This window comes from Streptomyces sp. NPDC058052 (genome assembly GCF_042885515.1).
Classification (GTDB): domain Bacteria; phylum Actinomycetota; class Actinomycetes; order Streptomycetales; family Streptomycetaceae; genus Streptomyces.
On the sequence record NZ_JBHVRX010000006.1, the window covers coordinates 176,634 to 187,993 of the forward strand.

General features: G+C 74.4%; 8 protein-coding genes. All 8 read right to left on the reverse strand.

The genetic code is table 11. The annotated features are described in order from the left end of the window. Nucleotides 1–3: 3 nt before the first annotated feature. Genes ACFVU3_RS11400 through asnB form a run of 8 tightly spaced genes read right to left on the reverse strand, consistent with a single transcriptional unit; the run spans nt 4 to nt 11,359 of the window. On the reverse strand, nt 4–651 hold the full coding sequence (locus ACFVU3_RS11400) for a PIG-L deacetylase family protein (RefSeq protein WP_390065633.1): 648 nt from the start codon (nt 649–651) through the stop codon (nt 4–6). Next, the gene (locus ACFVU3_RS11405; RefSeq protein WP_390065634.1) at nt 648–1,442 is read right to left on the reverse strand and encodes a glucose-1-phosphate cytidylyltransferase; all 795 of its coding nucleotides are present in this window, start codon (nt 1,440–1,442) and stop codon (nt 648–650) included. Before ACFVU3_RS11405 ends, ACFVU3_RS11400 begins: the two co-directional genes overlap by 4 nt. After that, on the reverse strand, nt 1,439–2,674 hold the full coding sequence (locus ACFVU3_RS11410) for a class I SAM-dependent methyltransferase (RefSeq protein ID WP_390065635.1): 1,236 nt from the start codon (nt 2,672–2,674) through the stop codon (nt 1,439–1,441). The genes ACFVU3_RS11405 and ACFVU3_RS11410 overlap by 4 nt, the downstream gene beginning before the upstream one ends. Further along, on the reverse strand, nt 2,671–3,951 hold the full coding sequence (locus ACFVU3_RS11415; RefSeq protein ID WP_390065636.1) for a glycosyltransferase: 1,281 nt from the start codon (nt 3,949–3,951) through the stop codon (nt 2,671–2,673). The genes ACFVU3_RS11410 and ACFVU3_RS11415 overlap by 4 nt, the downstream gene beginning before the upstream one ends. Before the next feature lie 7 nt (nt 3,952–3,958). After that, a complete protein-coding gene (locus ACFVU3_RS11420) occupies nt 3,959–5,257 on the reverse strand; it encodes an O-antigen ligase domain-containing protein (protein ID WP_390065637.1) in 1,299 nt (432 codons plus the stop codon). 12 nt (nt 5,258–5,269) lie between these two features. Then, nucleotides 5,270–7,228 carry an alginate lyase family protein gene (locus tag ACFVU3_RS11425; protein ID WP_390065638.1) on the reverse strand — a complete coding sequence of 653 codons (1,959 nt, stop codon included), beginning with the start codon at nt 7,226–7,228 and terminating at the stop codon, nt 5,270–5,272. After that, nucleotides 7,225–9,405: a bi-domain-containing oxidoreductase gene (locus tag ACFVU3_RS11430; RefSeq protein WP_390065639.1), complete on the reverse strand. Its 2,181-nt coding sequence runs from the start codon at nt 9,403–9,405 to the stop codon at nt 7,225–7,227. The genes ACFVU3_RS11425 and ACFVU3_RS11430 overlap by 4 nt, the downstream gene beginning before the upstream one ends. A 19-nt stretch (nt 9,406–9,424) precedes the next feature. Beyond that, complete coding sequence (gene asnB, locus ACFVU3_RS11435) at nt 9,425–11,359, reverse strand: asparagine synthase (glutamine-hydrolyzing) (protein ID WP_390065640.1); 1,935 nt, start codon at nt 11,357–11,359, stop codon at nt 9,425–9,427. Nucleotide 11,360: the final 1 nt, after the last annotated feature.

Sequence of the window (11,360 nt, forward strand, 5' to 3'; positions counted from 1 at the left end):
GGTTCATTCCCCCAGATCGAGAGTGAGTTTGGTGACGGCGAACGCCTCGGCGTAGCGGGCGTGGCATTCGATGCCGCGGATCCGCGCGAGGCCCAGGAACGCCTCGCGGTCGTACCAGGGCCGGTGCCGCTGCGAGGGGTAGTGCTCCAGCAGCAGCCGCACCTTCCGCTCGGCGACCTCGGGCGACAGCGGCTGGTAGGCCACCGGGCGGCCGAGATCGCCGTCCCATTTGACGATCTCGTAGCCGAGCACGAGATGGTCGCGGAAGGCCGTGGGCAGGAGCCGGGCCAGACCGCGGTGGTCCTGGTGCGCGTCCTCGGCGCGCGGGGCGAGCACCAGGTCCGGATCGGTCCGGCCGCGCAGCTCCTCCACCGCGGCCTTGGCCTCCTCCCAGTGCGCGGGCAGCCGGCCGTCCGGCAGCTTCAGCACCGTCAGCCGCAGGTCGGCGCCCGGGCAGAACGCGGCGAGCGCGGCCCGCTCCTCGTCCTCCCGGTCGCCTCCGCCGCCGGTGAGCACCAGCGCGTCGACCCGCAGGCCCGGCCGCGCGAGGCACAGCGACAGGAGCGTGCCGCCGGCGCCGATGGCGATGTCGTCGCAGTGCGCGCCCACCGCGACGATCCGGTCCAGGGGTCCGGCCCCGAGCCGGATCACGCCCCCGCTCCGGCGCGGTCCCGCTCCCACACGGCCCACGGGCGTTCGCCCCGGGCGTACGCCTCGTCGAGCGCGGCCCGTTCCTTGACGGTGTCGGTCGGCTTCCAGAAGCCGCGGTGCCGGTGCGCCACCAGCCGTCCCCGCTTGGCGAGCCGGGCGCAGCCGTCGGCGACGAGGTCGCCGTTCTCCGGGATGTGGTCGAAGACCTCCTGGCGCAGCACGAAGTAGCCGCCGTTCTCCCACAGCGGCAGTTCGCTCACCGGTGTGATCCCCCCGACCAGGCCGTCCTCGCCCAGCTCCACGCAGTGGAACGAGGACTGCGGCGGCACCACCATCATCGACGCGCCGGCGTCGCGCCGGGTGAACCGGTCGATCATCTCCGGCAGCGGCGCGTCGGTGAGCACGTCGGCGTAGTTGGCGAGGAACATCTCCTCGCCCTCCAGATGGTGGCGCACCCGGCGCAGCCGCTCGCCGATCGGCGACTCGATGCCGGTCTGCGCGAACGTGATCGTCCAGTCGGCGATGTCGGTGGACAGCAGCTCGGTCCGCCCGCCCCGCAGCACGAAGTCGTTGGACGTCGTCTCCTCGTAGCTGAGGAAGAAGTCCTTGATGTGGTGGGCCCCGTACCCGAGGCACAGGATGAACTCCGTGTGCCCGAAGTACGCGTAGTAGCGCATCACGTGCCAGATCAGCGGACGCGGCCCGACCATCGCCATCGGCTTGGGCACGTCGTCGGAGGCCCCGGCGCGCATGCGCAGTCCGTAACCGCCGCAGAACAGGACGACCTTCATCGCGTCACCTCGACGATGCTCAGCTCCGGGACGGGGAAGACGAGCCGGCCGCCCCACTCGTGCACGTAGGACAGCTGCTCGATCAGCTCGTCCCGCAGGTTCCACGGCAGGACCAGGACGTAGTCCGGCCGGTCGGCGGCGATCCGCTCGGGCGGCAGGATCGGGATGCGGGTGCCCGGCGTGAACCTGCCGTGCTTGTACGGGTTCCGGTCGACCGTGTAGGCGAGCAGGTCGGGCCGGACGCCGCAGTGGTTCAGCAGGGTGTTGCCCTTGCCCGGGGCTCCGTAGCCGACGACCGTCTCGCCGCGCTCGGCCGCGTCGACGAGGAACCGCAGCAAGTCCCGCCGCACCTTCGCCACCCGGGCGGAGAACTCGGTGTACCCGGACAGTTCCTGGAGCCCGGCCGCCTTCTCCCGGTCGAGGACCTCCGCCACCCGGTCCGACGGCTCGCCGGCCGCCTCCGCCGGGCGCGCCCACAGCCGGACGGAGCCGCCGTGCGTCGGCAGCAGCTCCACGTCCACCAGCGTGAGCCCGCCGCTCGCCAGCGCGCGGGCCGCGGACGCGACCGTGTAGTACTGGAAGTGCTCGTGGTAGATCGTGTCGTACTGGTTCTCCTCGATGAGGGACAGCAGGTGCTGCACCTCGACGGAGACCCAGCCGTCGTCGGCGACCAGGGCGCGCAGGCCCCGGGTGAACCCGATCACGTCGGGGATGTGCGCGTACACGTTGTTGGCGACGACCAGGTCCGCCGGGCCGTGCTCCGCCCGGACGGCGGCACCGGTCTCCGGCGACAGGAACGCGGTGAGCGTGGGCACGCCCGCCTCCCGCGCCGCCGCGCCCACGTTCACCGACGGCTCGACGCCGAGGCAGCGGATCCCGCGGTCCCTCACGTGCCGCAGCAGGTACCCGTCGTTGCTCGCGACCTCCACCACGAAGGCGCCGGGACCGAGGCCCAGCCGCTCCACGGAGCCCGCGACGAAGGCGCGCGCGTGCTCCACCCAGGACGTCGAGTACGAGGAGAAGTACGCGTACTGCGTGAACGTCTCCTCCGGCGTGATCAGCGGCGGGATCTGCGCCAGCCAGCAGGCCGTGCAGACCCGCAGGTGCAGCGGGTACGCGGGCTCCGGCCGGTCCAGTTCGTCCGCGGCGAGGAAGCTCTCGCACGGCGGGGTCGCCCCCAGGTCGACGACGCTGGCCAGCGCCGCCGAGCCGCAGAGTCGGCATCGTGTCATTTCTCCTGCCCCCCATCTCCGCCCGCGCGGGTGCCCCGTCGCGAGCCGGCGTTGTCGTTCCCCACCGGCGGCGCGCTGTTCCCGCCGCCGGACCGGTCCGCGATCGCGGACCGGTACTCCTCCAGCAGGCGCGCGAGCCCGACGTCCGGGCCGAACCCCTGCTCGTAACGGCTCCGGGCCGCCCGGCCCATCGCCCGGTTGCGCTCCGGCCCGGCCGTGATCCGGCGCAGACACTCCACGAGCGAGCCGGCCTCGCCCGGCCGGTGCAGCAGCCCGGTCACCCCGTCCTCGACGAGTTCCACGAAGGCGCCGTGACCGGCGGCGACGGCCGGGACGCCCGCCGCCATCGCCTCCGCGACCACCAGGCCGAACGTCTCCCGCGACAGCGACGGGGCCACCACGGCGACCGCCTTCGCGACCGCCTCCCGGCACGCGGCCGGGTCGTACAGCCCGGCGTACCGGACGTCGTCCCGGCCCGCCGCCCAGGCGGTCACCTCCGGCTCCAGCGGACCCGCGCCGGCCAGCACCAGCGGCACCCCCACGCCGCCGTCCGCCGCGACCGCGTCCCACGCGTCCATCAGCAGCCGCACCCCCTTGGGCTCCGCGAGCCGGCCGAGGAAGAGCAGGTGCTCTCCGGCGTTCGTACGGCGGACGCCCGGTTCGGGCACGAAGTTGTGCTTCACCACCAGCCGGTCGGCCGGCATGCCGGACCGCACCAGGACGTCGCGCTGCGCCGCGGAGATGCAGAGGAACCGGTCCACGCCGGACCACCACCGCCGCCGGTTGACCGCCAGGCCGACCGCGAGCGGGACCGTCGCCAGCCGGGAGTTCCGGTAGCAGCCGTGCCGCACGGCGGGCAGCGGCACCGCGGACCCGACGCACTCGCCGCACGGCCGGCCGTCCCGGTGCAGCGTCCCCGGCGGACACACCTGGGTGTAGTTGTGCAGCGTCGCGACGACCGGCACCCCCGCGTCGGCACAGGCGGCCAGCACGGCGGGGGAGAGCAGCGGGAAGACGTTGTGGACGTGCACCACGTCCGGCCGGTCGGCGCGGAGCCGCGCGGCCAGCTCCGTGCGGACCGCCGGATTCCACGGCACCAGCAGCGGTACCGCGACCTTGCCGAGCAGCGACCGGCCGGCGATGTCGTCGCTGCGCCGCTCGAACACCTCGACCCGGTGTCCCGCCGCGCGCAGCAGCCCCACCTCCTCGTCCACCACCCTGTTCTCGCCGCTCGGCTGCGCCGACGCGTAGCGGTTGTGCACCACCAGGACATGCATGCTCAGATCACCTCCGGGCCCATCGCGGGACACGTCGTCGGGGAAGCCCGGGCGCCGGGAGGGGCGCGGCCGGAGCGGGCGCCGCGAGCAGCGCCGCGGCCAGGGTCAGATGGAGCAGATAGGCCGAGGCGTCGCCGAGGCCGACCTCCGTGTAGGACGAGAGGGCGCAGTAGCCGATGAGGAAGAGCGCGCAGGCCCTCGGCAGCGACGGCGGGCGCAGCAGCGCGACGCCGCCCAGGGCGAGGAGCATCCCCGCCACCAGAGCCACGCCGAGCAGACCCTGCTCGTGGTAGACGGCCAGCCAGCTGTTGTCGATGGGCAGCCCGTCGAACGACTTGTCGCTCAGGCCGACGCCGAACACCTGCTCGCGGACGGTCCGGGGTTCGGACAGCAGCGCGTCCCACACCTTCGCCCGGCCGGTCAGATTGGAGAAGTTCTCCTGGCTCTGACCGCGCAGGAACCACGCCCGCAGCGCGGAGCTGAACACCACCGCGGCCACCGTGGCGCCCACCACCGCCCACGCGAAGAACCGGCGGGCGGGGGCGCTCGTCAGCACCAGCGAGCCGATCGCCAGCACCAGCCCGATCAGCAGACCCAGCGTCGCCGTCCGGGTGTGGGTCATCGCCAGCAGGACGAGGGCCGGCACGATGACCACCGCCGCACCGGCCCGGGTCGTCCTGCCGCCCAGCAGGAGCAGCACCGTCAGCCCCACGACCACCGCCGCGTACTGGCCGATCTGCGGCGGGGTGAGCGGCCACAGCGCGCCGACGAGCCGCCCGCCGTAGTACTCGGGCAGCGCCGTGCCCGGCGCGACCAGCAGGCCCGCGGCGACCAGCACCAGCACCGCCACGTACATCCGGACGTGGAGGCGGACGAACGCCAGGCCCGCGTCCCACCAGCGGCTCAGCAGCCACAGCGTGGCGACGAACAGGGCCAGCCGCGCGCAGCGGAACAGCGCGCCGAACCCGACCTCCAGCTGCGCGCTGGAGATCACGCTCGGCACCAGCAGCAGGGTCAGCAGGAAAACGAAGGCGCTGGGCCGGAAGCGCAGCCGCAGATTGAGCGCGAGCGCCAGCGCGAACGCGGCGACCAGCGCGCCCATCGTCGCCATCTGGATCAGGGAGCGGGGGAGCGGCACGACCGTCTTCGCCCCGGCGGAGCCGAGCGTGTTGAGCCCCAGCAGCAGCCAGACGACGCCGACGGCCCGCGGCGGCCCCGCCGGACGGGCCGCCCCGTGCGACCCCTCCGTGAGCGCGCCGCCCGGCGCCCCGCCGGACCCCGGCACCGCGCCCCCCGTGCTCCCCAAACCTCCCCCTCCCTAGCCGTGGAACCTGAGGACGGTCGTGAACTCCCGCGTACCGCCGGAGCGACCGGTGCCGACCAGCGTGGTGCTCGGCTGCTTGCGCCCGAAGCCGGGCGAGTACCAGCCCAGCGGCGGCCCGGTCTCGCCGCGGTGCGCCGCCCAGGACAGCTCCCCGGGCAGCTCCAGCACCGCGGAACGGTCCTCGCCGTCCCGGTCCCAGCCGAGCACCGCCCGGTTCCCCGCCAGCTCCGCGCCGATCGCCGGGCCGAGGTGGAACACCAGGCGCACGGCCCCCGCCGCGCCGCGGACCTCGTCGACCACCCGCAGCTCCCGGCTCGCGGCGGCCAGCTCCACCCGCCGGCGGTGCACGGCGGGGCGGTAGCCGTCGTGCTCGGCGCACCAGACGGCCGGCTCCGCGCCGGCGGCGTCCGCGACCAGCACGCGGCTGCGCGCCTGCCGGGTCCACAGGAACGGGCCGCCGGAGACGGACTGGTCCCCGCCGTCCCACTCCAGGGTGTTGTGGCCGAGGGTGGACCGGAAGTACCGCCGCCACTCGGGCTGCCCGTGGTAGCAGTACGTCCCCGGGTCGGCGAGCACGTCCACCCCGTCGTGCCGGACCTCCATGGACAGGGCGTCCGCGTGGGCGTGCGCCGCGATGGAGAGGAACCCGTGCGGGCCGGCGTCGCAGCGGCACCAGATCCCGCCGGGGCCCCGCAGGATGGTCATCCCCGCGTCGGCGAAATGGGCCGGCCGGGCCGCCGGGCGGCGCACGGCCGGAGCGGCGACACCCTTCCCGTACGGCCGGACGAGCCCGGCGAGGAGCACCGTGCGCACATCGGTGCCGGTCACCCGCGGCCACCAGGCGAGCCGGCCGAACACGGCGTCGCCGGTGGCGAGGAGGGAGCCCCAGCGGTCGGTGCCCGCGCCGTCCACGACCAGACCGTGCCCGTCGTCCGCGTCCCCCTGCCGGGGCGGCCGCAACCGGTCGTCCACGACCGCGGCGAGCGCGTCGGTCATCCGCAGCAGCACCAGCCGGACCGACGCCGGGACCGGCACGCCGGCGGCGTCCGCCTCGGCCACCGCGGCCAGGCCGAGTTCGAGCACCAGGCCGTGGTACTCGGTGGCCAGCTCGCGGTTGAGGCCGGACGGGAAGGTGTTGCTCCGCAGGTGCCGCTCCAGCGACCGCAGCGCCTCGGCCCGCCACCGCGCCGACGCGGGGAACCAGCCGAACGCGCAGGCCGCGGCGAACTGTCCGGCGGCCTCGGCGACGACGTGGTTGTTCGCCGACGACCCCCGGCTGGGGAAGGCGGCCAGCCAGCGCTGGTGGTGCCAGATCTGCCGGAGCGCCACCGGGTTGTCCTCGAACAGCCCGGGCGCGCCCGGCCAGCCGTCGAGCAGCCGGCGGATCCACACCCAGGACAGGAGCCGGATCCCCAGCTCGATCCCGCTCGTCCAGTGCACCCCGCGCAGCGGCGCGTTCGCCGCCCACCACGACCGCAGGTGGCGGGCCACCCGTTCGGCGTACCGCTCGTCCCCGGTGACCGCGTAGGCGGCGGCGAGCACGGTGAGGTACTGGTGGCGGGACAGCTCCCAGATCTGCTTGATGTCCCCGACCGCCTCCTCGTCCCGGTACGGCACGTCGAAGGCGTAGCCCCACGGAGCCCTGCGCCCGGTCTTCGGGTCGTACCACCAGTCCGGGTCGGTCAGGTCGTCGCGGTCCACGCCGAAGTACCGGGCGTGCCCGGCCATCAGCCGGTCGGCCTCGGCGACGAGCCGCTTCGCGGCGTCCGGCGGCACCGCGGCGACGGTCCCGGCGGGCAGCACGGCGGTGAACCGGGCGCCGGTGACCTGGGGGGCGTCCGTCCGCGCCGTGCGCCAGCGGCGCCGGCGCACGGTGTCGACCGTCCGGCCGCCGACCTCGCGCGGCCCCATCCGGGAGAGCCGCCGCAGGTACCAGCCCGGGCTCATGCTCATCGCGGCCCCGCCAGCGTCACCGGCGCACCGGCCGCCAGGCCGGCCCGGACGGCCAGGGTGGCCGCCGTGGTGGCGACCAGCGACTCCAGCGGCACCGGCATCGGCCCGCCGGTCCGCACGGCCCGCACGAAGGCGGCCAGTTCGGCGTTCTGGCCCTTGTCGCGGGCCTTCGGCAGCCGCGAACTGACCCACCGCTCGGGGCCGTGCACCGACGCGCGGACGAAGTCGTCGAGTTTCAGCACCTTGCCGTCCGCGATCAGGTCGAGGGTCTCCTTGGGGAAGCCGGACGGGCCGGTGGTGACGTAGCCGATGGCGGCCGTCGACCCGTCCGGGTAGCCCAGGACGACCTGGAGGTCGTCGCCGCCCGGCGCGGCCGTCGCGTACACGGAGACGGGGTCGGCGCCGAGGAGCCAGCTCGCCGTGTCGATGAAGTGGCCGCCCTCGCCGTCGAACCGCGACCCCTCGGTGCCCTGCCGGAGGTACCAGCTGCCGTCCTGGAGCCGGCCCGCGTTGACCAGGTACCGCAGGCTCGCCGGACCGGTCCGGGCGCCGAACCGCCGCCTGGCCTCCTGGAGCAGCGGCGCGAACCGGCGGTTGAAGCCCACCTGGATCCGGTCGTTGCCGGACTCCTCCACCGCCGCGAGCACCCCGGCCAGCTCGTCCCCGGACAGCGCCAGCGGCTTCTCGACGAACACCGCCTTGCCCGCGAGGAGCGCCTCGCGGGTCAGCGCGGCGTGCGAGCTGTGCCGGGTGACGACGAACACCGCGTCGACGGACGGGTCGCCGAGCACGGCGTCGAGGTCGGTGGTCGCCCGGGCGAAGCCGAACTTGCGCCGTGCGTTGGCCGCCGACAGCGCCGTCGTCGTGACGACCGTGGACAGCTCGACGCCGTCGCGCCCCACCAGGTGCGGCAGCAGCATCGACGTCGCGTAGTTCCCCGCGCCGACGAACGCGAGCCGCACCGGCGACCGGACCGGCAGGACCGGCCGGGGCGCCACCCGCACCGCGGGCACCGCGACCTCGGGCACCGCCGCTTCCACCGCCTCCGCCGTCTGTCCCGGGTACCGGAACAGCACCGCCACGGCCTTCAGGTCGCCGTCCTTGAGGGACCGGTACGTCTCGACGGCGTCGTCGAAGTCCGCCACGTGCGAGACCAGCGGCTCCACGTCGACCCGGCCCCGGTGCATCAGGTCGAGGAAGCACGCCAGGTTCCGGCGCTCGGTCCAGCGCACGTAGCCGATCGGGTAGTCCCGCCCGTCCAGCTCGTACTCCGGGTCGTAGCGCCCGGGGCCGTAGCTGCGGGAGAACCGGACGTCGAGCTCCTTCTCGTAGTACGCGTTCCACGGCAGGTCGAGCCGGCACTTGCCGATGTCCACCACCCGGCCGCGGTCCCGGCTCAGCCGGGCGGCCAGCTCGACGGGCTGGTTGTCGGCGCCGCCAGCCGCCAGGTACACCTGGTCCACGCCGTGCCCGTCGGTCAGCTCCGCGACGGCCGCCTCCACGGCCGGGGACGCGGGATCGCCGCACACCGCGGCGCCCAGCCGCTCGGCGAGCCCGCAGCGCACCGGATCGGGGTCCACCCCGACGACCCGCGCCCCGGAGGCGGTGAGCAGCTGCACCACCAGCTGCCCGATCAGCCCGAGGCCGACGACCAGCGCCACCTCGCCCAGCCGGGGCTCGCCCTGCCGGACGCCCTGCAGGGCGATCGACCCGACGGTGCCGAAGGCCGCGTGCCGCGCGGCGAGGCCGTCCGGCACCCGGGCGTAGAGGTTCTTCGGCACCCAGTTCAGCTCGGCGTGCAGCGCGTGCTCGTTGCCGGCGCAGGCGACGAGGTCACCGACCTTGACGTCGTCGATCCCGTCGCCGACCTGCTCCACCACCCCGCACAGCGAGTACCCGAGCGGGGTGTAGGAGTCCAGCTTGCCCATCACCTTGCGGTAGGTGGCGGGCACCCCGTTGACGGCCACGCTCTGCATCACCTTGGCGACCTGGTCCGGCCGGGAGCGGGCCTTGCCCAGCATCGACATGCCGGCCTCGGACACCTTCATCAGCTCGGTGCCGGTGGAGATGAGCGAGTACGAGGTGCGGACGAGGACCCCGCCCGGCTTGCACCCCGGCGCGGGCACGTCGAGCACCGCCAGCTCGCCGCTCTTGTAGTTCTGCACAACCTGTTTCACCCGAAGTCCCCTTGTTTCTCTACGCGTTCGAGGAGGCGGTCCGCCCGGACCCGGAGGTCGCGCCGCGGTACCAGTGTTCGAGGGTCAGCACATGCCACAGGTGCTTGGAGTAGTCCCGGTGCCCCGCCGCGTCCTCGGCGACCATGCGCGCCAGCGCGTCGCGGCGCAGGAGCCCGGAACCGACGAGGACGCCGTCGTGCACCACCTCCCGCACCAGCGGCGCCAGGTCCCGGCTCATCCACGCCCGCAGCGGAGCGCTGAAGAGGCCCTTGGGCCGGTACACGATCTCCCGGGGCAGGACCGAGACGGCCGCCTCCTTCAGCACCGCCTTGCCCTGCCGTCCGACGATCTTGCGGTCGCCGGGCACGGCGAACGCCGCCCGGACCACCTCCACGTCCACGTACGGCACCCGCACCTCGGTCGACGCGGCCATGCTCGACCGGTCCGTGTACGCGAGGTTCAGCCCCGGCAGGAACATCCGGGCGTCGCCCAGGCACATCCGGTTGACGAAGTCGTCGAGGTCGTTGTCCTCGTAGACGTCCGCGTGCTCGGTCAGCACGTCGTCGACCGTCCCCGCCAGGTCCGGGTCGACGAGGTCGAGCAGCTCCCCCCGGTCGTACATCGTGTAGCTGCGGCGGAACGCGGTCTCCTCCGGCAGGTCCGCGAAGGAGAGGAACCGCTTCGCGAACCGCACCGACCGGTACCCCCGGCGGGCCGTGGCGACCGGCAGCCGGTCCACCGCGGCGGACACCCCGCGCCGCAGGGGCCGCGGGACCCGCTGGTAGCGCAGCGCCAGCAGATTGGCCAGGTGCTTGCGGTAGCCGGCGAACAGCTCGTCCGCGCCCATCCCCGAGAGCATCACCTTGACCCCGGCCTCCCGGGCCGCCGAGCAGATCAGATACGTGTTGATCGCGGCGGGGTCGCCGATCGGCTCGTCCAGGTGGTACGTCATCCGCGGCAGCAGGTCGAGGACGTCCGGAGCGATCTCGATCTCGTGCAGGTCGACGCCGAACCGCGCCGCCACCTGCCGGGCGTACCGCAGGTCGTCCGGCATCGCCTCGAAGCGGGCGTCCTCGGCGCGGAACCCGATCGTGTAGGCGGAGATCCCCGGCCGCTCACGGGCCGCCAGCGCCGTCAGATAGCTGGAGTCCAGGCCGCCGGAGAGGAAGGTCGCCACGGGCACGTCGGCGAGCAGGTGGCGCCGGGTGGAGTCCTCCACGACGGCGGCCAGGTCCGGCAGTCCGCCGGACCGGGCCCGCTCCCGGCCCTCGGCGGCGACGTCCCTCAGGTGCCAGAACCGGCCGCGCTCCTCCCGCCCGTCGGGCCGGATCCGGAGCCAGCTCCCCGGCGGCAGCTTCTCCGCCCCGCGGTACGCGCACCGGGAGTCCGGCACCCAGTAGTACAGCAGCGAGGCGACCAGCGCCGCGTGGTCCACCTCGAACCGGCCGCCGGTCGCGGCGGCGAGCGCCTTGAGCTCGGAGGCGAACACCAGCCCCCCGCCGCGCCGGAGCAGGAACAGCGGCTTGACGCCCAGCTGGTCGCGGACGAGCACCAGCTCGCCGGTCCGCTCGTCGAAGACCCCGAAGGCGAACATGCCGCGCAGCCGGGGCAGACAGTCCGTGCCCCAACGCCGCCACGCCTCCAGCAGCACCTCGGTGTCGGAGGTGCCACGGAACCGCACCCCGGCCGCGGTCAGCTCGGCCCGCAGCTCCGGCGCGTTGTACAGCTCGCCGTTGTACGTCAGGACCAGGCCGTCCGCGACCATCGGCTGGGCGCCCGTCGGCGAGAGGTCGACGACGGCCAGCCGGCGGTGCCCGAGGTGCACCTCGCCGTCACCGGCCGCATGACCGTACCGGCCCGTCCCGTCCGGACCGCGATGGGCGAGGACCTCGGTGAGCCGGTCGGTCACGGCCTTCCCGTCCGGCCACCGGTACGTGCCCGCGATGCCACACATG